At 66.3% G+C, this 21,738-nt stretch carries 23 protein-coding genes; 7 read left to right on the top strand and 16 right to left on the bottom strand.

Annotated elements, in window-relative coordinates; translation table 11 throughout:
* Positions 1 to 83: 83 nt before the first annotated feature.
* Complete coding sequence (locus tag ACQ3DC_RS18775) at positions 84 to 1,235, top strand: serine hydrolase domain-containing protein (protein WP_430752931.1); 1,152 nt, start codon at positions 84 to 86, stop codon at positions 1,233 to 1,235.
* A 29-nt stretch (positions 1,236 to 1,264) separates the two neighbouring features.
* On the opposite strand, the gene ACQ3DC_RS18770 is transcribed toward ACQ3DC_RS18775, so the two are convergent.
* Complete coding sequence (locus ACQ3DC_RS18770) at positions 1,265 to 2,446, bottom strand: zinc-dependent alcohol dehydrogenase (protein ID WP_430752930.1); 1,182 nt, start codon at positions 2,444 to 2,446, stop codon at positions 1,265 to 1,267.
* Between the two features lie 170 nt (positions 2,447 to 2,616).
* Between ACQ3DC_RS18770 and ACQ3DC_RS18765 the strand changes: the two genes are divergently transcribed.
* Positions 2,617 to 2,865, top strand: a complete 249-nt coding sequence (locus tag ACQ3DC_RS18765; RefSeq protein ID WP_157241038.1) for a hypothetical protein — start codon at positions 2,617 to 2,619, stop codon at positions 2,863 to 2,865.
* Between the two features lie 33 nt (positions 2,866 to 2,898).
* On the opposite strand, the gene ACQ3DC_RS18760 is transcribed toward ACQ3DC_RS18765, so the two are convergent.
* The 3 genes from ACQ3DC_RS18760 to ACQ3DC_RS18750 all read right to left on the bottom strand — a co-directional run bounded on the left by ACQ3DC_RS18760 (position 2,899) and on the right by ACQ3DC_RS18750 (position 5,819).
* Positions 2,899 to 3,606, bottom strand: a complete 708-nt coding sequence (locus ACQ3DC_RS18760; RefSeq protein ID WP_157241036.1) for an HAD family hydrolase — start codon at positions 3,604 to 3,606, stop codon at positions 2,899 to 2,901.
* The gene (locus ACQ3DC_RS18755; protein ID WP_157241034.1) at positions 3,606 to 3,896 is read right to left on the bottom strand and encodes a hypothetical protein; all 291 of its coding nucleotides are present in this window, start codon (positions 3,894 to 3,896) and stop codon (positions 3,606 to 3,608) included. Before ACQ3DC_RS18755 ends, ACQ3DC_RS18760 begins: the two co-directional genes overlap by 1 nt.
* Before the next feature lie 114 nt (positions 3,897 to 4,010).
* Positions 4,011 to 5,819: a glycoside hydrolase family 15 protein gene (locus ACQ3DC_RS18750; RefSeq protein ID WP_157241032.1), complete on the bottom strand. Its 1,809-nt coding sequence runs from the start codon at positions 5,817 to 5,819 to the stop codon at positions 4,011 to 4,013.
* A 126-nt stretch (positions 5,820 to 5,945) separates the two neighbouring features.
* On the opposite strand from ACQ3DC_RS18750, the gene ACQ3DC_RS18745 reads away from it, so the two are divergent.
* Together ACQ3DC_RS18745 and ACQ3DC_RS18740 are read left to right on the top strand one after the other, a co-directional pair.
* Positions 5,946 to 6,677 (top strand): DUF72 domain-containing protein, encoded by a 732-nt coding sequence (locus ACQ3DC_RS18745; protein ID WP_157241030.1) that lies wholly within the window; start codon positions 5,946 to 5,948, stop codon positions 6,675 to 6,677.
* A gap of 67 nt (positions 6,678 to 6,744) precedes the next feature.
* Positions 6,745 to 7,851 carry an App1 family protein gene (locus ACQ3DC_RS18740; RefSeq protein WP_157241028.1) on the top strand — a complete coding sequence of 369 codons (1,107 nt, stop codon included), beginning with the start codon at positions 6,745 to 6,747 and terminating at the stop codon, positions 7,849 to 7,851.
* Positions 7,852 to 7,858: 7 nt separating this feature from the next.
* On the opposite strand, the gene ACQ3DC_RS18735 is transcribed toward ACQ3DC_RS18740, so the two are convergent.
* The 4 genes from ACQ3DC_RS18735 to ACQ3DC_RS18720 form a co-directional block, all read right to left on the bottom strand.
* Complete coding sequence (locus ACQ3DC_RS18735; RefSeq protein WP_430752929.1) at positions 7,859 to 9,439, bottom strand: glycoside hydrolase family 1 protein; 1,581 nt, start codon at positions 9,437 to 9,439, stop codon at positions 7,859 to 7,861.
* Positions 9,440 to 9,522: 83 nt separating this feature from the next.
* Positions 9,523 to 9,900, bottom strand: coding sequence for a hypothetical protein (locus tag ACQ3DC_RS18730; protein WP_157242932.1), 378 nt, complete (start codon positions 9,898 to 9,900; stop codon positions 9,523 to 9,525).
* A gap of 49 nt (positions 9,901 to 9,949) precedes the next feature.
* A complete protein-coding gene (locus ACQ3DC_RS18725) occupies positions 9,950 to 10,273 on the bottom strand; it encodes a J domain-containing protein (RefSeq protein ID WP_157241024.1) in 324 nt (107 codons plus the stop codon).
* Between the two features lie 59 nt (positions 10,274 to 10,332).
* The gene (locus ACQ3DC_RS18720; RefSeq protein WP_157242931.1) at positions 10,333 to 10,758 is read right to left on the bottom strand and encodes an Hsp20/alpha crystallin family protein; all 426 of its coding nucleotides are present in this window, start codon (positions 10,756 to 10,758) and stop codon (positions 10,333 to 10,335) included.
* 137 nt (positions 10,759 to 10,895) lie between these two features.
* Between ACQ3DC_RS18720 and ACQ3DC_RS18715 the strand changes: the two genes are divergently transcribed.
* The gene (locus ACQ3DC_RS18715) at positions 10,896 to 11,219 is read left to right on the top strand and encodes a MerR family transcriptional regulator (RefSeq protein WP_321214426.1); all 324 of its coding nucleotides are present in this window, start codon (positions 10,896 to 10,898) and stop codon (positions 11,217 to 11,219) included.
* Positions 11,220 to 11,231: 12 nt separating this feature from the next.
* Here the strand turns inward: ACQ3DC_RS18715 and ACQ3DC_RS18710 are convergent, their stop codons facing one another.
* On the bottom strand, positions 11,232 to 12,035 hold the full coding sequence (locus ACQ3DC_RS18710; RefSeq protein WP_321214427.1) for a phosphatase PAP2 family protein: 804 nt from the start codon (positions 12,033 to 12,035) through the stop codon (positions 11,232 to 11,234).
* A gap of 137 nt (positions 12,036 to 12,172) precedes the next feature.
* On the opposite strand from ACQ3DC_RS18710, the gene ACQ3DC_RS18705 reads away from it, so the two are divergent.
* Positions 12,173 to 13,285: a DNA alkylation repair protein gene (locus ACQ3DC_RS18705; RefSeq protein ID WP_430752928.1), complete on the top strand. Its 1,113-nt coding sequence runs from the start codon at positions 12,173 to 12,175 to the stop codon at positions 13,283 to 13,285.
* Here the strand turns inward: ACQ3DC_RS18705 and ACQ3DC_RS18700 are convergent.
* The 3 genes from ACQ3DC_RS18700 to ACQ3DC_RS18690 form a co-directional block, all read right to left on the bottom strand.
* Complete coding sequence (locus ACQ3DC_RS18700) at positions 13,282 to 15,102, bottom strand: S8 family serine peptidase (RefSeq protein ID WP_430752927.1); 1,821 nt, start codon at positions 15,100 to 15,102, stop codon at positions 13,282 to 13,284. The two genes, ACQ3DC_RS18705 and ACQ3DC_RS18700, sit on opposite strands and share 4 nt — an antisense overlap.
* Positions 15,103 to 15,286: 184 nt before the next feature.
* A complete protein-coding gene (locus ACQ3DC_RS18695) occupies positions 15,287 to 16,162 on the bottom strand; it encodes an NAD-dependent epimerase/dehydratase family protein (protein ID WP_321214430.1) in 876 nt (291 codons plus the stop codon).
* A 57-nt stretch (positions 16,163 to 16,219) separates the two neighbouring features.
* Positions 16,220 to 16,813: an adenylate kinase gene (locus ACQ3DC_RS18690; RefSeq protein ID WP_157241013.1), complete on the bottom strand. Its 594-nt coding sequence runs from the start codon at positions 16,811 to 16,813 to the stop codon at positions 16,220 to 16,222.
* A 299-nt stretch (positions 16,814 to 17,112) separates the two neighbouring features.
* Between ACQ3DC_RS18690 and ACQ3DC_RS18685 the strand changes: the two genes are divergently transcribed.
* The gene (locus ACQ3DC_RS18685) at positions 17,113 to 17,856 is read left to right on the top strand and encodes a GAF and ANTAR domain-containing protein (protein ID WP_323058052.1); all 744 of its coding nucleotides are present in this window, start codon (positions 17,113 to 17,115) and stop codon (positions 17,854 to 17,856) included.
* A gap of 151 nt (positions 17,857 to 18,007) precedes the next feature.
* Here the strand turns inward: ACQ3DC_RS18685 and ACQ3DC_RS18680 are convergent, their stop codons facing one another.
* The 4 genes from ACQ3DC_RS18680 to ACQ3DC_RS18665 all read right to left on the bottom strand — a co-directional run bounded on the left by ACQ3DC_RS18680 (position 18,008) and on the right by ACQ3DC_RS18665 (position 21,646).
* A complete protein-coding gene (locus tag ACQ3DC_RS18680; protein ID WP_430752926.1) occupies positions 18,008 to 18,844 on the bottom strand; it encodes an alpha/beta fold hydrolase in 837 nt (278 codons plus the stop codon).
* Between the two features lie 145 nt (positions 18,845 to 18,989).
* Positions 18,990 to 19,187, bottom strand: coding sequence for a hypothetical protein (locus tag ACQ3DC_RS18675; protein WP_104999076.1), 198 nt, complete (start codon positions 19,185 to 19,187; stop codon positions 18,990 to 18,992).
* A gap of 151 nt (positions 19,188 to 19,338) precedes the next feature.
* Complete coding sequence (locus ACQ3DC_RS18670) at positions 19,339 to 20,535, bottom strand: fatty acid desaturase family protein (RefSeq protein WP_157241009.1); 1,197 nt, start codon at positions 20,533 to 20,535, stop codon at positions 19,339 to 19,341.
* A 13-nt stretch (positions 20,536 to 20,548) separates the two neighbouring features.
* A complete protein-coding gene (locus tag ACQ3DC_RS18665) occupies positions 20,549 to 21,646 on the bottom strand; it encodes a ferredoxin reductase (RefSeq protein WP_157241007.1) in 1,098 nt (365 codons plus the stop codon).
* Positions 21,647 to 21,738: the final 92 nt, after the last annotated feature.

The raw sequence follows: 21,738 nt of genomic DNA, 5'->3' as shown, positions 1-21,738 counted from the left end.
CCCCCCACCGCGCCCCCCCCTTGGGTCTTACCCCCGCCCCACCCCCCCCGTCCCCGCTACTTAGTTGGAGGAAAATTGGTGGCATGGGCACAAGCCGGGGCCGCGGGTCGAAGCGGGTCGCGGCTGTCCTGTGCGCAGCCCTGCTGGCAGCGTCCCTGCCCGGCTGTACCGGGGAGCCGCAACCTCCGGAGCCCGAGCCGGACAAGCCTGCCGCCTTCGCCCTCCTGGAGGACTTCAGTGCCCGGATGCTCGCGGAAGGCTCTCCCGCAGTCCTGGTCTCCGTCCGGACCCGGGGCACCACCTGGACGCATGCCGCCGGCGTGCGGAGCCTGGAAACGGGCGAGCCGGCCACGGTTTCCGATCCTGTCCGCGTAGGCGGCATCACTGAATCCTTCATCGCGGTTTCGGTGATGAAGCTGGCGGCGGAAGGGAAGCTTGACCTGGACGCCGAAGTAAACCGCTACCTGCCCGAGTTCGGCAGCGTCCTCCATCCACCCGGCCCTGTGACTGTCCGCCAGCTTTTGACGCACGAATCAGGACTTCCCGACTTCTCGGTCCCCCTGCTGGCGTCCGGCAATTGGGCGGACACCATGAACCGGCCGCTCAGCCTTGAACAGCAACTGGCCCTGGCCGCCACCTTGCCGTGGGACGGCCGGCTGGCACGGATCTTTGACTATTCCCGCTCGAACTATGCAGCCCTGGCACTGATTGTCGAGCGGCTCCGCGGCGAAACTATCGAGCAGGTCCTCGCCGATGACACGGCCAGGCCCCTGGGCCTGGCGAAAACCCGGCTTGGCGGCTCCCCGCCCCTGGGAATGATCCACGGCTACGTCGCCCTTGAAGGCAGGCGCACGGACGTCAGCATGCCGGCCTGGCAGGCGGAGTCCCCTTCAACCGGGGCCGTGTCCACCGTGGAGGAAGTGAACAGTTTCTACGCCGCGCTGCTGGAGGGCAGGCTGCTTCCTCCGGACAGCGTGACGGCCATGAAGGGCGGCTACTCGCAGTACTACGGTTTTGCCCTGCGCCGCTGGAACAACACCTGCAACAACCGGTTCTACTATGGCCTTCCCGGTGATACCGACGGCTACGGCACGGTTGCCATGACCAGCGAGGACGGCCGGAGCCAGCTGGCGCTGGCGGTCGCCTACCCTCCCGCACCGCCCACCCTCGAACTCAACCCCCTGATCCTTGAGATGCAGGACGTGGCCCAGGAAGCCCTCAACACGCTGTGCTGAGGGCTTCGTGACGGGGTTTCACTCCGGGTTCAGGCGCCGGGGTTGAGGACCACCTTGATGCAGCCGTCCTCTTTCTTCTGGAACTTCTCATACAGGGCCGGCGCCCCCTCCAGCCCCGAACGGTGGGTGACCAGGTCCATCACACCCAGCGGATCGGCGTCGTCCTCCACCAGCGGCAGGATGTCCTCGGTCCAGCGCCGGACATTGCATTGCCCCATCCGCACCTGGATCTGCTTGTCGAACATGGCCAGCAGCGGCATGGGGCTCGCCTGGCCGCCGTACACGCCGCTCAGGGACAGCGTTCCGCCGCGCCGCACGGCATCGATGGAGGTGTGCAGTGCGGCGAGGCGGTCCACCCCGGCGGTCTCCATCGCCTTCCGGGCGAGTTTGTCGGGCAGCAGTCCGAGCGCCTGGTGCGCAAAGCCCGCGACCGGGGAACCGTGGGCTTCCATGCCGACGGCGTCAATCACCGCGTCCGGGCCCCTTCCGGCTGTCATCTCCCGCAGCTGGTCCGTCACGTCCTTGCCGTAGTCGAGCGTTTCGACGCCGTGCCGCGCCGCCATGGCGCGGCGTTCGGGAACAGGGTCCACGCCGATGACCCGCAGGCCCCGCTGGGCGCCGATCCGGCCGGCGAACTGGCCCACGGGCCCCAGCCCGAACACTGCCAGGGTGCCTCCCGGTGGAACGTCCGCGTACTCCACCCCCTGCCAGGCAGTGGGCAGGATGTCGGAGAGAAAAAGGTACCGCTCGTCCGGCAGCTCCGTTCCCACCTTCACCGGCCCGTAATCGGCATGCGGCACCCGCAGGTACTCCGCCTGGCCGCCCGGAACGGAACCGTAAAGCTCGGAGTAGCCGAAGAGGGCTGCGCCTGAGCCCTTGCTCCTGACCTGCGTGGTTTCGCACTGGGACTGCAGGCCCAGCCCGCACATGAAGCAGTGGCCACAGGAGATGTTGAAAGGTATCACCACGCGGTCGCCCTTGCGCAGGTTGGTGACGGCGCTGCCCACCTCCTCCACGATGCCCATCGGTTCGTGGCCGATCACGTCGCCCTTGTGCATGTAGGGTCCCAGGACCTCGTACAGGTGCAGGTCCGAGCCGCAGATTGCCGTAGAGGTGATGCGGACAATGGCATCGGTGGGCTCCTGGATCACGGGATCGGGTACTTCTTCCACGCTTACCGAGCGCTTTCCTTGCCAGGTCAGTGCTTTCACGATTCGCCTTTCTGGAGGTTCTGCCTTCAGTCCGGACCGCAGCCCGTCATTCGACGCTATCGGCTTCCAACAGAAAAGGTAAGTAGGCTGACTAAATACTTGCCGTCCCGGCCCCGGGCTCCTAGCGTGGGAAGGGCCAGCTCCGCAGCTACGTATGAAAGAGGAACGCCATGTCGCTCTACCAGCCGGAACCCGTTGAGATCTCCACGCGCATGCGGCCCGGCGAGTGGAGCGAGGAAAGCCTGGAGGCGCTCGTCAACAGCTACCGGACCCGCATCATGGAGATGGGAGCCAACATGGCGGAAGTGCTCACGGACGTTGAGCGGAACGACGACGGATCGGTCAGGGTTGCGGTGGTATGGAACAAGGCCGCGAATGCAGGCGATGAGGATGCCGTGGCGGGCGGGCAGGCGCCCTGACCCGGCGTGTTACCAAGCCTGCGCAATGCGGCTTCAAGGCCGCGCGAGCAGCCGGCCGATGGCACTTGACGTCAGGTTTTGCAGCAGGTCCTGCGGCCCTTCATAGACTTCCACCGCCCCGGCCTCCCGGAGTTCGGCGGCGCTGACTCCGCCGCAGGTAACACCGATGGCGGGAATCCCCAATGCCCCCGCGGCCAGCATGTCCCAAACGGCGTCTCCAATGAAGACGGCGTCCGCGGCCTCCACGCCGATCGCGTCGAGTGCCGCCACCAGGATGTCCGGGGCGGGCTTGCTCTCCTTGGCGTCGTTGGCGCTGGTGGCGCTGTCAATGAAGGCATCGGCGTCGAGGACGGACCCCATGACCGCAAGGTCCTTCTTGCGGGCGGATGAGGCCAGCGCAACGGCCAGGCCGCCGGCATGGCATTGGCCCAGCAGGTCCTTTGCCCCCTTGAAGGCGCGGAGCGCGGGCCAGTGGGACGCATAGAGCGCACCATGGCTGGCCATCACCTCCGGGTCCGCGGACCGGTCCCGCCCCTCGGGCAGGAGGCTGTCCACCAACCGGTCGCCACCCATGCCCACATAGTGGTGGATGGAGGCCATGGGGATGTCATAGCCGTGCTCTCGGAAGGCGCCCCACCAGGCAATGGTGTGGATGTAGGACGAGTCGATCAGGGTCCCGTCAACGTCAAAAAGAACCCCCCGGCGTCGCACGCCAGGGGGTGTGGCGCCTTGGGGTGCCATCAGCCTACCGCTGCCCGTTTGGCCGCAGGGGCCTTCTTTCGGCGGGCTGCTTCCTCCTTGGCGGAGTTCACGGGGCGAACGCGTTCCCGGAGAACCGTCCCGGCGCCGTCGTGGCTCTTATCCCGGATCAGGCCGGTACCGGCAATCTCCCGCGCCAGTGCCACGCCGGCAACCGCGGCCCTTTTGGTGGGAAAGGTGACCGAGATGGCCATCAGGCTCCCTGCTCCGTCCAGCATCCGGATCCTGTAGCCGCCGTCAGGCGCATCCACGAGCTCAAAATACCCGGCCATGCAAATCACTCCTCCGTCAGTCACCGCGTTGTGCTTTGTTGGAGCACTCCATGAGGTGTTAGTAAGTATACTTATCTATTGCGCGAAGGAGAAGAGACCCCGGGCCGCGCCGCCTCAGCACGGTTCCGCCGCCTCCGGCGGAATGGGGGTGTCACTCCGCCGAACCGTATCCTGATGGAGCTCCAAAGCGCTAGTCACAAGCGCGAAGTGACTGAAGGCCTGCGGCGTATTGCCCAACTGCCGGCCGGCTTTCACGGCCCATTCCTCGCTCAGCAGGCCGACGTCGTTCCGCAGGTCCAGCAGCCGCTCGAAAAGCTCCCGCGATTCCTCGTGCCGTCCCGCGCCCAGCAGTGCCTCCACCAGCCAGAAGGAGCACGCAAGGAAGACGCCCTCGTCCCCCGGCAGGCCGTCGTCGCTCTCTTCAGGGCGGTACCGCAGGACGAACCCGTCCTGCGTAAGGTCACGCTGGATCGCCTCGATGGTTCCAATCACCCGGGGATCATCGGGCGGCAGGAACCCTACGCGCGGAATCAGGAGGAGGCTGGCGTCCAGCTCGGACCGGCCGTAGGACTGCACGAAAGTATTGCGGGCAGCGTCGAAGCCATTGGCCATGACGTCCTGGCGGATGGTCTCCCGCAGCCTTTCCCACCGCTCGGCCGGACCCGGCAGCCCGGACTCCCGGACGCCTTTCACCATCCGGTCCGCCGCCACCCAGGCCATCACCTTAGAGTGGGTGAAGTGGCGGCGCGGGCCCCGCATTTCCCAGAGGCCGTTGTCCGGCTGGTCCCAGATCGTCTCCAGGTGTTCCATGAGGGCCAGCTGGACGTCCCAGGCCTCGTCCGGATGCGTCAGCAGCGAATTCCGGGTCAGCGCGAGGCAGTCCAGCACTTCGCCCCAGACGTCCAGCTGCAGCTGCTCCGCCGCTCCGTTGCCAATGCGCACCGGAGACGAATTCTCATAGCCCTTCAGCCAGGGCAGCTCCATCTCCGGCAGGCGGCGCTCGCCGTGGATGCCGTACATGATCTGCAGGTCCGCGGGGTCGCCGGCCACCGCCCGGAGCAGCCAGTCCCGCCAGGCGGCCGCCTCCGCTGTGTAACCGGCCGCCAGGAGGGCCTGGAGCGTCATGGTGGCGTCCCGCAGCCAGCAGTAGCGGTAGTCCCAGTTGCGGGGGCCGCCCAGCTGCTCCGGCAGGGACGTGGTCACGGCCGCCACGATGCCGCCGGTGGGGGCGTAGGTCAGCGCCTTCAGCGTCACAAGCGAGCGCACAACCGCGTCCTGGTACTTCCCCTTGACGGTGCACTGGGAAGCCCAGCCGCGCCAGAAGGCGGACGTGCTGCCCAGGACTTCCTCCGCGTCCACCGTGTGCGGCCGGGCCACATGGCTTGGCGCCCAGGTGAGCACGAACGGGACGCGGTCCCCGGCGTTGACCGTGAAGTCGCTGACGGTGTGCATGTTCTCGCTCTGAAGCGGCGCGGGCGTGACGAAATAGACAGCATCCGGGCCTGCGATGGCGTGGAGCCCCAGCTTGTCCCGGCGGACCCACGGGATGATGTGGCCGTAATCAAAGCGGAGGACAAGCTCACCGTGCATCGGCACGCTGCCGCTCACCCCCTCGACGATGCGAACGATGTCCGCCACGGAGTCGCGGGGCGGCATGAAGTCGATGACCCGCACGGTGCCGTCGGGGGTTTCCCACTCCGTCTCCAGCACCAGCGTGCCGTCCCGGTAGGCCCTCCGGGTGCACGGCCCGCCGCTCTTGGGCGCCAGCAGCCAACGGCCGGCCTCCGGCGTATCAAGCAGCGAGTTGAAGCAGGCCGGGGAATCGAACCGGGGAAGGCACAGCCAGTCGATGGAGCCGTCCTTGCTGATCAGGGCCCCGGTTTGAAGGTCGCCGACCACCGCGTAATCTTCAATTCGCGCCATGTCCTTACCCTGCCACAGCCGTCCCGAAAAGGAAGGGCATCCGCCGGTGTAGCCTGAAGGAATGCCGACCAGCGGGCTGCCGGGGGCAGCCCGGGCGTCCGGCCGCCGAGGCCCACGGGAGGAACAATGGCAATCCACATCGGAACCTCCGGCTGGAGCTACGACCACTGGGAAAACGTCCTCTACCCGCCCAAATTGCCGGTGAGGGACAGGCTTGCGCACTATGTCTCCCGCTTCAGCACCGTTGAGCTCAATGCCAGCTTCTACCGCTGGCCCCGGGACACCACCTTCGCGGGCTGGAACCGGCGGCTGCCGCACGGCTTCACCATGTCCGTCAAGGCTCCCCGCGGCCTGACCCACGCCCGGAAGCTGTACCAGCCGGAGGTGTGGCTGGAGCGGATCGAGCGGTGCTGGCACGAACTCGGTGACAAACGGGCCGTCCTCCTGGTCCAGTTGCCACCCGGCATGGAACGCGATGACGCCCGGCTGGAGTACTTCCTGGCCATGGTTCCGGAGTGGATCCGGGTGTCCGTCGAGTTCCGGCATGCGAGCTGGGACAGCCCGGAGGTGTACGCCCTGCTGGAACGGCACCAGGCCGCCTACTGCATCATGAGCGGGGCCAACCTTCCCTGCATCCTGCGGACCACCGCCCCGTTCACGTATGTCCGGCTGCACGGCCCGGACCACGAGCACCTCTACGCGGGCTCCTACTCGGACACCGACCTGCACTGGTGGGCGGACCGCATCCGCGAGTGGTCCGGCAACGGCCTGGACGTGTATGCCTATTTCAATAACGACGGCGGCGGCAACGCCGTGCGCAACGCCGAGACCCTGCGCTGGATCCTGGGGGAAGGGTGACGTCACGGAGTGAGGGCAAGCAGCCGGAAGTGGCCCCGCGCGGTGCAGCCTGTGGCAGAGTGGTTCCATGGACACGGCTCCCCAGACCCCGCCAGAGCATGCAGCAACACCCACAGACCACGGCGGGACGGACCACACCCAGCTCTACGGAAACCAGGTGTTCAGGTTTGCGCACCGGATTTCGGATGCCGTTAACACCGTTCGCATCCAGTTGGCCAAACGCTGGAAGTTCGTTCCCCAGACGATCGCCTACCAGGGCTATGGCTCAACCAGCATGGTGCGCGTGCTGGGACGGGTCCTCCTGACCCAGAAGCCGTCGCCGGGCAGCAAGGCAGAACATGCAGCCCGGAACGGCAACCAGAACGTCCGCGGCTGGCGCGCCTTCACCAGCGTGCCGTTGCAGTTCACCGACGTCGAAATCACCATCGGCGATGTTGTCACCCACGTCCGGGCTGACCGGGGCGGGCTGATTGACACCGAAGTGGATGTTCAGCTCACGCCCGGCTGGCACACTGCCGTCCTGCGGGGCGAAGGCACCGAACCTGTTGAGGCGAAGATCCGGGTCATTGCCCCGGACGTAAAGTTCGGCATCGTTTCCGACATTGATGACACCGTGATGGTGACGGCCCTGCCCCGGCCTTTCCTGGCGCTGTGGAACACGTTCGTCCTGAGCGAGCGGGCCCGCATGGCCACGCCCGGCATGGCGGTCCTGCTGGACCGGCTGACCGTCGAACACCCGGACGCGCCGGTGATCTACCTGTCCACGGGGCCGTGGAACGCCGCCCCCACCCTGGCCCGCTTCCTGACCCGGAACATGTACCCGTCCGGTGCCCTGCTCCTCACCGACTGGGGCCTGACCCAGGACCGGTGGTTCCGCAGTGGCCAGGACCACAAGCACCGCAACCTGGAACGGCTCGCCAAGGAATTCCCTGACATGCGCTGGCTCCTGATCGGCGACAACGGCCAGCATGACGAAGCCATCTATTCCGAATTCGCGCAGGAGAACCCGGACAAGGTAGCCGCAATCGCCATCCGCCAGCTGTCCATCAGCGAATCGGTGTTCGCAGGCGGCCATTCGGAGGACGGGGACCACACGGCATCCCGGGTTCCGTGGATCTACTCACCCGACGGGGCGGGGATAGCCAAGCAGCTCGCCGCCCTGGACCTGCTCTGAACCTGTCCTAGGCGCTGGCACCCAAAGCCGTGACGTCGTCGTCGTCCGGCGCATCAGCACCAACAACGTCGGTGCGTATGACCTCAACGTCAAAAGCGTCGGAAGCCATGGCCTCCGCGATTGCGGTACCCGCCGCCGCGGCGAGGTCGCGCTCCTCGACGAGTTCCTGGAGCCAGAAGTAGGAGGCCTTGGGCGTCCGCTCCAGGGTTTCGAAGTCCACGTGCAGGAGCCCGAAGGGCTGGTTGTAGCCGGCGGACCATTCGAAGTTGTCCATGAGCGACCAGACGTAATAGCCGCGCAGGTCCACCTTTTCCGCCACTCCGCCCGGGGCTGTTGCCCTGAGGGCAGCCTCAAGGTGGTCGGAGAGGTACTTCAGCCTGCGCTCATCCGGGATGAACCTGGTGTTGGTGGACTTGTCCCGCACGATGATGTCCTCGAAGCTGGCACCGCCCTCGGTGAGGATGACCGGCGGGAGGTTGGGGTACCGCTCGCCCATCTCCTTCAGGGCCACTGCCATGTATTCCGGCTTCACGGGCCAGCCGTAGGAGGTGATGTCCGCTTCCGGCCAGGTCTCCACATGGAAGGGTGTTCCGCCGTTGCCGGCCGCGCTGAGGTCGCTGCCCATGGCCTCGGCCATGCTCGCCGGCACTGCACCGCCGCCCGGGCCAACAGCCACCTTGGTGGGCATGTAGTAGTTGAGCCCGTAGAAGTCCAGGGGCTGGGAGATGAGCTCCATGTCCTCCTCAGGGTGCTCGAACGAGCTGAAGAACTTGGCGGCCCGGATGAGGTCCGGATATTTTCCGGTCAGCACGGGATCGGCGTAGAGCCGGTTCTGGGCCAGGTCCATCAGCCCGGCGCTGACGTAGTCCAGCGGGTTGATGGAATTCGGGACCATGGGCGAGTAGACGTTGGTCATGCCGATTTCGCCAGGCACCTTGGCGGCGCGCAGTGCCTGCACCGCCAGTCCGTGCCCCAGCAACTGGTGGTGGACGGTGGGAAAGGCGGCCAGGAGCAGTTCCTTGCCGGGCGAATGCAGGCCGAGGGAGTAGCCGTTGGTGCTGACAGTCGCGGGTTCGTTGATGGTCACCCACCTGGCCACCCTGTCACCGAATGCCTCTGCCAGGATGCCTGCGTACTCCCCCAGCCGGTAGGCGGTGTCGCGGTTCAGCCAGCCGCCGGCTTCGTCCAGGGCCAGCGGCGTGTCCCAGTGGTAGATGGTGGCCATGGGGGAAATGCCGTTGGCCAGCAGCTCGTCCAGGAGCCGGTCGTAGAAGTCCAGGCCCGCCCGGTTGGCCGGCCCGCGCCCGGTGGGCTGGATCCGCGGCCAGGCGAAGGAGAACCGGTAGGAGTCCACGCCCAGCTGCTTCATCAGGGCAACGTCCTGGGGCATGCGGTGGTAATGGTCGCAGGCCGTCACCGGGCTGTGGTTTTCGACGATGGCGCCTTCCTTGGCCGCAAAGACATCCCAGCCTGCCGGCCCGCGGCCATCCTCGTCCAGCGCGCCCTCGATCTGGAAGGCTGCGGTGGCAACGCCAAGCGTAAACCCGGGCGGGATGAGTGCGGCGAGGTCTTTGGCGGTGATGTGCATCGGCGGGCCTTTTGTGACGGAGCGTGTGAGTACGTCTCAGGATGGCACAGCTGGGGGCAACTGACGAGCGGAACCTGCGGCCGCTACTGGGAACCGAACAGAAACTCCTTGGCATGCGCCACGGCCTTGCGGAACGCGTCATTCCGGAGGGTCACCAGATGCTCCGATTCACCGTCGGCAGGTTCCAGGTAACCGGTGTAGCCGGGGCGCAATACCCAGATGTCCCCCGCGGGCGGAAGGTAGAAGACCCCGAAGGACCGCTGCTGCTTTTCATCGGCGGTCCAGACCGGCACAACGGCCAGGGCAGCGCCGGTGGCCGGATTGATCCACTGGGCACGGGGCAGCGGCTGCTCATGCGCCTCGGGGTCCAGGAAGGGGGCAGTGCCGGGGCCCCATCGCTGTTCGAAGCGCTCGTGGAACGCCGGGATCAGGGGTGAGTCGTAGCGGCGCCATTCGCTCATTCGGTTCTCCGCCTCCTCGCGGTTGTCGTTGTACTCCATCAGCCCTGCGTCAGGCCCAGGGCCCGCTCTCCCACCGCACCGGGGTGACCCTGATGGCGGGTCCGGAAGAACCGGCCTGGCTGCGCACCTTGCGGACGGGGATGGCCTGGGCAGCGGCTGCTGCCCGTTGCTGGTCATAGGCGGCACGCCGTTGCGGATCGCGCAGTACATTGAACGCCTGCATGATCTCCAGGAGCTCCCCCTGCGGGGTGGCCCCGCCGTCGACGTCCGGATGGTGGCTGCGCATGAGTGCCCGGTAGGCGCGGGAAATCTCCTGTTGGGTGGCGTGTGGCTGGACCCGCAGGATTGCGTAGTAGTCGGGGGTGTTCGTCATGTGCTGCCCTGTTCCGGGCACGGGCAACGCCAAGGGTTGCCCGTGCCCGCCGCCCGTGGCTAGGTTCCGATCTCGTGCTTCTCGCTATGCTGTGTCTGGATCTCGATCTTGCGCGGCTTCGCTTGCTCTGCCACCGGGATCCGCAGGGTCAGGACGCCCTGGTCGTAGCTGGCCTTGATGTTGTCAGTGTCCAGGGTGTCGCCGAGGATCAACTGCCGGCTGAAGACACCGCGGGGGCGCTCGGAAGCCACCAATTCCACATTGGGCTGCGTGGGGTCCTTGCGCTCCGCCCGGACCGTGAGGACGTTGCGTTCAACGTTCAGGTCCAGTGAATCAATCTTCACGCCGGGAAGGTCGAACGCCACCACAAACTCGCCGTCCTCCTGCCAGGCGTCCATCGGCATGGCAGCCGGGCGGGCGGCGGTCCCAAAGACCTGCTGCGTGAGCCGGTCCAACTCACGGAACGGGTCCGTGCGCATCAACATCATTTCCCACTCCTTCAGCTCTGTAGGTGTTTATCCGTGTCATATCCATCCTCCGTAATCTATGGTGATGGATATAGATTTTTTATAGCACTCGTGGGAAACTGAGGCAAGGCTACCGGACGGATTTTGGAGAACTTATGGCATCGCAGGAAACCGGGCGGCCGCCCGGCCCCAATGGCAGCAACCGCGCGCTGTACGCCATCTCCGTTGCGGCCAAGCTGGCGGGAACCGGCCAGCAGAACATCCGGCTCTACGAGACCAAGGGCCTGCTGACCCCGTCGCGGACGTCCGGCGGAACACGGCAGTACAGTGACGACGACATCGCCGTCCTGCTGCGGATCGGCGAACTGCTTGAACAGGGCCTTAACCTCGCAGGCGTGGCCAAAGTACTGGAACTTGAGGCCGCCAACGTCAAGCTGCACCGGGCGCTGAAGCGTGCCCGGTCGCGGCCGCCGGGCTAGGGCGGTTCCGGCTTAGTCCTTGGGCGAATCGGCCTTGGACAGTTCCCCGGTGATCCGCTCCCCCGGGATCCGGGCCGTGCGCCAGGTGTCCAGGGCTATGACCCCGCCGAGGATGATCAGTGAAAGGGACAACGACGCGAGGGCGTCGCTGAGCCAGTGGTACCCCAGGTACAGCCGGCTTACCGCCGCAAGGAAGATACCAATCCCCGCCCCCACGAAACCCAGGACGGCGGCGCGGGGATTGCGGCGCCGGGAGAAGATCAGGAAGGCCCCCACCAGGAGGAAGTCGCAGGCTCCCAGGACATGCCCTGAGGGGAACGAGAAGGTGTGGTCGATCCCGAACAGCATCTGCTCCACGGGCGGCCGCGAGCGCCGCACGATCTGGAGGATGATCTGGGAAACGATCACCCCGGTGATCATCGCGGACGCCAGCAGGATGGGGCGCCAGGCATGCTTCGCCGCGAACCCCCACGCCAGGATCACCACCAGGACGATGATGGGCAGGGCAATCGGGCCGAAGACCACAGCCAGGAAAATCATGATGACTGTCAGCGTCTGTGACCTCAGCCCGAGCAGCCAATCGCGGACGGGCACGTCGGCTGCGGACAGGCCATCGGCCTGCAGCACGCTGACCAGGGTGGCAATGAACAGAAGGGTTCCCGCCGTCGCCAGGATAATGGCTGCCCGGTACAGCCCGCGCCGGTCGGCCGGATCCAGGTAGCGTTCCTCAACCACGAACTTGTCGTGGAAGGCACGCCACTTGCCGGTACGATGCTTGGTTCCCGAGCCTGCTGATCCCTGTTGTCCCACTGTCATACCCGTCCCTGCGCCGTGAAGTTTAACCTAGGGTGAAGATTATCCCGCACGGGCCGCGTTGGCGCCGTTTGCCCGCATTTTCCATGCAGTGACGCCCTGCCGGCCATCCACCGCCAGACCCGGGGTAGCCTGTCTGCATGGGTGCCATGAACGAACTGATTGACGCGCCTGCCGTGAATTCCGTTGCCGCCATCCTGGCGGAATCCGCTCCGAATGTGCAGTGGGACAGCACGGCCGCCGCCGCCCACCTGCTGAGCGACCTCAACCTGCGCGCCAGGACTGACCTGGTGGCCCAGGCATTGCAGGCTGACATTGGAAAAGTCCCGGGGGCGGGATATCCGACGGCGGCGGGCAGCTTCCGCGCCGCACTTGGGTTCGAGGAGTTCACGGGCTGGGTCTTGTGGCCGGTTTCCGAAGCTGCCGCCGCACTTGCCGTCGCTTCCGGCTCCGGCAGGGACTTCGACGACGCCATGGCCCTGCTGGCGGAACTGACGCCCAGGCTTACCGGTGAGTTCGCCATTCGCCGCCTCCTCCGCCAGGACCCGGACCGGGCGCTGGCCATCATCCAGGCGTGGACCTCCCATCCGGATGAGCATGTCCGCCGCCTGGCCAGCGAGGGCACCCGCCCTTATTTGCCGTGGGCAGTTCGGATCCCCGCCCTCGTCCAGCGGCCGGAAGCCACCCTTCCCATCCTCAGTTCCCTGTACCGCGACCCGTCCGAATACGTGCGGCGGTCCGTTGCCAACCACCTGAACGATCTTGCCCGGCACGCGCCTTCGGCTGTGGTGGCCACCGCCCGGGAGTGGCTCTCCGCGGCTGATGCCAACACGGGACGGGTGGTCCGCCACGGCCTCCGCACGCTCGTCAAGAAGGGGCATCCTGGCGCCCTGGCGCTCCTGGGCTTCACGCCGGCGCAGGTAGCGGTGGCCGGGCCCCGCCTTGACCGGAAGATCCTGAGGGTGCCCGGCGAACTGACGTTTTCATTCGACATCACCAACCTGGGTACAGAGGATGTGACCCTGGCGGTGGACTACCTCATCCACTACCGCAAGGCGAACGGCAGCCAGTCGGCCAAGGTTTTCAAGGCCTCAACCCTCACCCTTGCACCAGGCGAGTGCAGGAGCCTGTCCAAACGCCACGCCTTCCGGCAGATGACCACCAGGGTGCACCATCCCGGCATGCACGCCCTGGAACTCCAAGTCAACGGCGCCGTGCACGGGCACGCGGAGTTCGTGCTCGAAACCGCTTAGTAGGAACCGGTGGTGAACTGCCAGGTGCGGCCGGTGAGCTGGTTGCCAGCAAGGTCCCGGACCGCCGTTCCGCCGCCGGTGACCGTCACGGTGTACTTGGTTTTGGCGGCCAGCGGCTGCGAGGGATCCAGGATCCACTGGTTGGTGGTGCCGTTCCGGAACACGTTGGCCGGAACCTGGGCGCCGGTGGCGGCATTCTTCACGGTAAACGTGGTTCCGTTGACGCCCTGGACCGCTTCGCTGAAAGTGACGCTGACGTTGTTGCCACGGCGCACCAGCAAGGCGTTGCTGCCGGGCGCGTACCCGGTGATGGCGGGCGCGGGGCCGGTGAGGAAGCTCCAGCTGACGGAGGCAAGCGGCGTGCCGGCGCTGTCCCGGATGGCGGACGTACCGCCCACCAGCGTGGCCGTGAAGGTGGTGTCGGCGGCAAGTCCGGCCGCAGGGTCCAGGGTTGCCGTACGGGTGGTCGCGTTGTAGGAGACGGCGGCGGGGATGGTGGCGCCGGCGGAGTTCCTGAGCACGAAGGTCCCGCCGGTGACGCCCTGGACGGCGGTGCTGAAGGTGGCAGTGACGTTGGTTCCTGCCGCGACGGCAGTGGCATTCGCGGCAGGCGTCACGGCTGTCACCGTGGGAGCGGGGGCAGGGGCCGGAGCAGGTGCGGGGGCCGGGGCCGGAGCAGGAGCGGGAGCAGGAGCGGCCGCAGCAGAGTACAGCAGGCGGTTGGGCGTGCCGCTGGTGGCCCCCGCCACCACCCCTGCCGTGGCGTTGGAGGTGAGCGCGCCGGAGACCTGGGCAGGGGTGAGTGCCGGGTTCTGGGAGAGCAGGACGGCTGCTGCCCCGGCCACGTGCGGTGCGGCCATTGAGGTGCCGGACATTGACGCGGTGGCGGTGGAAGACGTGTGGTACGCCGAGCTGATGCCCACGCCCGGTGCGTAGAGGTCCACGCAGGAACCGAAGTTGGAGAAGGATGCCTGCCTGTCGGCGGAGTCGCTGGCAGCCACTGTCACCGCCGCCGGGACCCGTGCCGGCGAACTGCCGCACGCGTCCACGGCGGAGTTGCCGGCGGCCACCACGGCGGTAACGCCGTCGTTCACCACGGACTGGATGGCAGTGTCCACGGCTGAACTGGCGGCGCCGCCCAGGCTGAGGTTCACCACCGCCGGAGCCCCTGCTGCGTGGTTCGCTGCCACCCAGTCCAGGCCTGCCACTACATCCGAGTTGTAGCCGGATCCGTTGCAGTCCAGCACCCGGACGGGAACGATCGTGGCGCTCTTGGCCACCCCGTAGGTGGTCCCGGCAACGGTTCCGGCAACATGCGTGCCGTGGCCGTTGCAGTCGCTGGAGCCCCTTCCGTCAGCCACGGCGGTCCAGCCGGAGGTGATCCGCCCGGCGAACTCGGTGTGCGAGGCCAGGACGCCGGTGTCCACCACGTATGCGGTCACGCCTGTTCCCGAGGACGCCCAGGAGTAGGAGCCGGAAAGCGGCAGCGGCCTCTGGTCCACCCGGTCCAGGCCCCACGGCGCGGGCTGCTGGGTATCGGAGATGCCCACCAGGGCGTCGGCTTCAACGGACACCACCCGGCCGGACTTCGCGAGCGCCGCCGCCTGGGCAGGGCTGGCGGTGACCAGGGCGCCGCGGATGGCGTGGGTGAAGGTCCGGCCGACGGCGAGGCCCTGGGCCCGCAGCCCGGCCGCCTCGGCGGCTACGTCGGTACCGGGCGCGTACTGGACGATGTAGCGCCCGGTAGCTCCGGGATCAGCCGGCGCAACGGCAGCGGCGGGAAGGGCGGCGGCGGACAGGACTGCTGAGACCAGCACTGCGGCGGCGGGCAGCGCAAAGAATGAAGTGCGAATTTTGGGGTCCTCGTTCGGCGTTTTCGGGCTGCGTGGACAGGGGTTTGTGTCCCCGCCCTACCAAAAGAATAGGAGCCCGCAACGCACCGCGACGTGGTCCTTGCGGGATCCTTCGGCAACCCTTGGCGATTCCTGAGCCCGGGCCGGTTCAGCCGGTTTTGGCACCGCCGACACTGGGGGAAACGTGCGTCCGCCACGTGTGTTCCGGCTCGAATCCCAGCAGCCGCCGCGCCTTGTCGATGGACAGCATGGTCTCGTGTTCGCCCAGGTCCTTGACCACCCTGACCCCCGGGAAAACTTCCGCGGCAAGACTTGCACTTGAGCGGCTCATGACAGTGTCCGCGTTGGCGATGATGAAGGCCTCGAATCCCGGCTTCCCGTTCTCCAGTGCCCGGGCCACCGCCTGGGCACCGTCCCGGCCGTCGATGTATCCCCAGAGGTTCCATTTCCGGAGTGTCGCGTCCGAGTCGAAGGAAGGAAACCTCTCGTAGTCCGCCACGTCCATGACGTTGGAAAACCGCAGCCCCACAATGCTCAGCTCCGGATCCCAGCGGGTCAGCTCCACCGCCATCTGCTCCTCCAGGTGCTTCACCAGGGAGTAGGTGCTTTCAGGCCGGGCGGGGTATTCCTCATCCACCGGAATGTACGGCGGGTCGACGTCGAACGGCAGTCCCAGCACGGTCTCGCTGGAGGCGTACACCACCTTCTTGATGCCGGCCCTGCGTGCCGCCTGGAACACGTTGTAAGTGGAAAGCATATTGTTCTCGAACGTGGCGGCGTCAGGAATGATGCCCGGGGCAGGGATGGCGCCAAGGTGCACCACGGCGTCGAAACCTTCGTGCCTGTCATCCAGCCCCAGCAGGACATCCAGGACCTGGCCGTAGTTCCTCAGGTCCACCACCACCAGGCCGGGGCTGCGGCTGCCCTCACGGTCCAGGTTGAGGACCTGGTGGCCGTCCTCCGTGAGCCTGCGGACCACGTGCCGCCCGAGTTTTCCGCTACCGCCGGTTACCGCAATTCTCATCAGGTTTCCTTTATGTTTGTGGCTTTGCGCCAGGTTAGCCGCCAGGTCGGTCGGGGGTCAGTTGCCGCGGCGCGGCGTTCCAAGGAACTTCTCGACGGCGGCGATCGCCAGTCCGGTAATCTCACCGGGATCCCCGCTGCCGTTCACGGACACGAGGATTCCGCGACCGGCGTAGACCGAGACTACTTCATGCGTCTCGCGGTGATAGAGGTCCAGGCGGCGCCGGAACACCTCCACGGTGTCGTCCGTGCGCCCCTGGTCCGCCGCGCGCCGCCGCATCCGTTCTTCCAGCACGGCGTCCGGGGCGGACAATTCGATGACCGCGTCCAGGGCGTACCCCTGCGAGGCGAGCATGTTGTCCAGCTCCGTCACCTGGGGGGCTGTACGCGGATAGCCGTCCAGCAGGAACCCCGCCTGCAGGTCGCTCTCCAGGAGGCGGTCCTTGACCAGCGCGTTGGTGAGGTGGTCCGGGACAAAATCGCCGCCGTCGAGGTAGCTGGCAGCCTGGTTTCCCAGCTCCGTCTCCTGGCTGACGTTGCTTCGGAAGATTTCTCCGGTGGAGACTGCCGGGACGCCGAAGTGCCGTGCCAACTGTTCCGCCTGTGTGCCTTTGCCGGAACCCGGCGGGCCGATGATGAGCAGCCTGGTCATGTTCCTGTCCCACTTCCTGCCCCGTCGGGGCGTGCCGGCCGCCGCTTCGGGGCCCTGCCGCCGGGGCACCGGCGCCTGCTTCATTCTGCGGTAACTTCCCGGCAGGCGCCAGAGAACCCCGCCTTCACGCATGTCAAAGTGACGCCGCCCCCAGCCGGAGGATGTATATACTTCTGGATATCGGTTTAGCAGCAGGCCGTTGGAGAGTTCTTCGATCCAGCGACCTTCATAACCTGCCGGCATTGCGGCGGGATGCTCGAAGGCGCCGGGTTGTCCTGAGCGAATGGCACCCAAAAACCGTGGCCAGCGAGTCAACAGCAAAACCCGATACATCCATAACCGAGCACCTGCATGAACTGGTCCTCAGCAGCCCTGACGTTGAGGACTTCCTTAATGAACTGGCACAGGTGTCGGCACGCAACCTTTCCGAGCCCGGCGACGAAATCATGTGCGCCATCACCCTGCTGCGGCAGCGCAAGGCCGCAACGGTAGCCAGCAGCAGCCCGGAGGCGAAGGCCATCGCGCAGCTTGAGTACGAGTTCAGCGAGACGCCCAGCCTGGCAGCTTCCACCACCCGGGAGACCATCAGCGTTCCGGACGCGCAGCATGACGGCCGCTGGCCTGAATACTCTTCTGCCGTCCTGGCCCAGGGCGTCCGTTCCGTCCTTGCCCTGCCCTTCCGGCTGGAGGGCGAAACAAAGGCGGCGCTGCTGCTGTACTCGCCCCGGCCGCGCCGCTTTGAGTCACGCATCCTTGAGTTCGCCGAGGACTTCGTGGGCCAGACGTCCCTTGCCCTGCGGCTTGCGGTCCGCTTTGCCCATTACAGCGAGACCGCGGCGAACCTCCGCGCCACCCTGGAATCACGCACCGTCATCGACATGGCCGTGGGCATCATCATGGCCCAGAACCGGTGCAGCCAGCACGACGCCTTCGAGATCCTGAAGACGGCGTCGAGCACCCGCAATTCAAAGCTGCATGACGTGGCCGCCGTTGTGGTCAATTCGCTGGGGCAGGGGCCTGCACGGACCCATTACGACGGATAGCTTTCACAGGCGGCACGGCAACAGTCAGCGCCTGGCTCGGCGACGCTCCCTGGCCCGACGCTCTCTCACTTAACGCGGCTTTTCACCCAACGGTCTCGCACTTCTGGCGACGGCGGACTCCCGCCGTCGCCGGAAGTTTCCCGTGTGCGCCTTACTTGGCGAGGAAACGCAGCAGCGCTTCGTTGACTTCGGCGGCGTGTGTCCACAGAAGGCCGTGCGGGGCACCTTCAATCTCCACGTATTCAGCGCTGGGCAGGGCCTTGGCGAACAGCCGGCCGGTGGAGTCGATGGGCAGGATGTTGTCCGCCGTGCCGTGGAGGATGAGTGCCGGAACGTCGATTTTCGGGATATCCGCGCGGAAATCGGTGAGCCAGGTGGGCTGGGCAGCGACAGATGCCGTTGCTCCGGCGCTGGCCGCAAGGTTCCAGCTGGCATTGACGGCTTCCTGGCTTAGTCGGGGCGTACCGAGGAACGTGTCACTGTTGTAGAAGTTCTTGAAGAAGCCGGTGAAGAAGGCGTACCGGTCAGCCGTGACGGATTCCTTCAGCCCGTCGAAGACCTCCTGTGGAACGCCGTCGGGGTTGTCCCCGGTCTTGAGCAGGAAAGGCTGAAGGGAACCAAGGAAGGCTGCCCGTGCCACCCGGGCGGAGCCGTAGGTGCCCAGGTAGCGGGCCACCTCGCCGGTGCCCATGGAGAAGCCCACCAGGACGGCGTCATTCAGGTCCAGGGTTGTCAGTACGGTGTTGAGGTCCGCCGCGAACGTGTCGTAGTCGTAGCCCTCGGTGGTCTTGCTCGATTTCCCAAAGCCGCGGCGGTCATAGGTGATGACACGGTACCCGGCGCCCAGCAGGGCAGCGGCCTGCTTCTCCCAGGAGGAGCCGTCCAGGGGGTAGCCGTGGATCAGCACGACGGGCTGGCCGGAGCCGTGGTCTTCGTAGTAAAGCTCGATGTCAGTGCTGTTTTCGGTTCCAACGGTGATGAGAGCCATCGCGGCGGGTCCTTTCGAGACTGTGGGATCGATGCGGAGCGGGCCGCAGTGCAATGCCCGCGCAATACCCACTCTAGGACGGTCCGCCATCCAGTACAGCCCAACCGTGAGGCCCGGCTGGTGCCAGGTCCCGTTACGCTACCGCTTACTGGGAAGGTTGCGGAAGCTCGCAGTTGATCTGGGGGTTGGCTCCCATGTAGTTCAACGGGCCGGCGGCAATGGTGATGGCAATGGTGCCCGCCTCTGCGCAGTTTCCGGGCGCTCCCCCGAAGTAGCCCCGCTGCCAGGCAGCAACGCCGCCGATGATCAGCCAGATGACAATCAGTGCTCCGACAATCCGCATGAGTCCTCCATTGGCCACGGCGGCGGGTGTGGGTCAATTATGCGCCGTTGACCTCGAAAAATGCGAGAGCACGGGGAAACACAAATGCACCCCCGGTTCCAGGATGATCCGGAACCGGAGGTGCATGTCGATGCATTGCAAAGGTGTCGGGTCAGGCCTTGGCGGCCTTGCCGGGCAGGGCCAGCCTGAAGATCTTGCCCCAGGTTGAGCCAACCTGCTTCAGCAGCGGTCCGGTGGTGTAGTTCAGACCGTAGCGCTGGCAGATTTCACGGACCTTGGGCGCCACCTCGGCGTACCGGTTGGAAGGCAGGTCCGGGAAGAGGTGGTGCTCGATCTGGTGCGAGAGGTTACCGGTCATGATGTGCATGAACTTTGACCCGGAGATGTTGGCGGAGCCGATCATCTGGCGGATGTACCAGTCGCCGCGGGTTTCGCCTTCGGCCATTTCCTCCGTGAAGGTGTCAGTGCCTTCGGGGAAGTGGCCGCAGAAGATGACCGCGTGGGCCCAGACGTTGCGGACGGCATTGGCTGTCAGGGTTCCGTAGAGCGCCTGCTTGCCGGAGCCGGTCAGCATGGCCACCGCGGGGGTTGCGGCATAGTCCTTGGTGAACTGGGTGACAACCTTCTTGCCAAGGGCCTTGAGGTCCTTGAGCAGCGCTTCCTTGGACTTCTTGCCTTCCTGGTACTCGGTCAGCTCGAGGTCATAGATGGCGATGCCCCATTCGAAAAGGGGAGCCAGGATCGCGTTGTACAGCGGGTTGCCCAGGTTGAAGGGCTTCCACGGCTGGTTTTCATCCATCCGCAGGAGGTTGTATCCGACGTCGTTGTCCTTGCCCACCACGTTGGTCCAGCGGTGGTGGAGGTCGTTGTGGGTGTGCTGCCAGGAGCGCGACGGCGTGACGAAGTCCCATTCCCAGGTGGTGGAGTGGATGTCCGGGTCCCGCATCCAGTCCCACTGGCCGTGCAGGACGTTGTGCCCGATCTCCATGTTTTCCAGGATCTTGGCCAGGCTCAGCAGCGTGGTGCCGGTGACCCAGGCTGCCTTGTTCTTGCTGACCAGCAGCGCGGCACGGCCCGAAATCTCCAGGCCGCGCTGGATCTTGATCACGCGGCGGATGTAGGCGGCGTCCGACGCCCCGCGCTTGGCCAGGATCTCGTCACGAATGGCGTCCAGTTCGCGCCCGAGTTCCGCCACTTGTTCATCACTCAGGTGGGCGGCGGCCGGCGGCCGCACCGTGGGGCTGCCGGATTCGGCCAGCTTCCCGGGGCGCGTCCTGCTTCCCGCCGCAGGTTTCTCCTGGTTGGAGGCATCTCCGGCGGTGGTTTTGCTGGGTGTAACTACAGACATACCGTTGTGCTCCTCAGATTTCGAGGTTGACGGGTCCGGCGGCTGCCGAGACACACGTTTGGATCAATTGGCCGGGCTCGCCATGGATTTCCCCGGTGCGGAGGTCGCGGACCTGTCCGGCCAGGAGGGGTGTGAGGCAGCTGTGGCAAATGCCCATCCGGCAACCGCTGGGCATCAGCACGCCGGCGTCCTCACCGACGTCCAGAATGGGGGTGTCGCCGTCGGCTTCCACTTCCCGATCAGACGCTTCAAAGGTGACCAGGCCGCCGTCGTGCCCCACGCCGGCATTGAACGTGGTGTTGAACCGTTCAATCATGAGGTTCCCGGGGTCACCGGCCACCGCGACGTCCGAGCCCGGAGCTGCGGTAGTCAGCGCCGCCCGCTTCCAGAGGGCTTCGGCGTCGTCCAGGAAGCTGTCCGGACCGCAGGCATACGCCGCGCGTTCCTTCCAGTCCGGGCAGATCTCGTCCAGCTGGTCGGTGTTGGTGAGGTCCATCCGGCCTTGTTCGCCGGTGTACCAGTGGGCCAGCCGGAAGTTGGGGAACTGGTCCGCGAGTTCGGCAAGTTCCTCGCGGAACAGGCTGTCCCCGGGCGTGCGGGCCGAATGGACCAGCACGACGTCGGCATCCGGACGCCGCGGAACAAGGGTGCGGATCATGGACATCACCGGAGTGATGCCGCTGCCCGCCGTGACCATCAGCAGGGGCCGGGGGTGCTCGGGAAGCACGAAGTCGCCCTGCGGCGGGGCAAGGAACAGGACGTCGCCCGGCCGGGTGGTGCGCACCAGCGTGCCGGAGACTGCGCCGACGTCCGTGACGGTGATAGCAGGGTCCTTGCCTGCAGGGGCGCTCAGGGAGTAGGACCGCCAGTGGCGGACGCCATCGAGTTCGACGCCGATGCGCGCCCACTGGCCTGCCAGGTGGGAGTGCCAACCGCGGCCGGGCCGGAAAAAGATCGTGGCGGACTGCGCGGTCTCCTGGACCACGCGCGTAACCACGCCGCGAAGCTGCCGGGCAGAATAGACGGGGTTGAACAGCGCGAGGATATCCTCCGGCGCCAAGGGCGTGGTGAGGACAGAGGCCGCCTGGGCCAGCTGACGTAGCCGGATCATAGGGTAAAGCCTAAAACGGCGCGGGCCATATTTCTCTCTCTTCGTTATATGACCGTTCCGCAGTCACGCTGTAATAATGAGGGCGCTAAGCC

It is taken from the genome of Paenarthrobacter sp. NEAU-H11 (assembly GCF_050573415.1).
Classification (GTDB): Bacteria; Actinomycetota; Actinomycetes; order Actinomycetales; family Micrococcaceae; genus Arthrobacter.
Note: the sequence above shows the minus strand (reverse complement) of the source record. Positions and strands in the feature narration are given on the sequence as shown.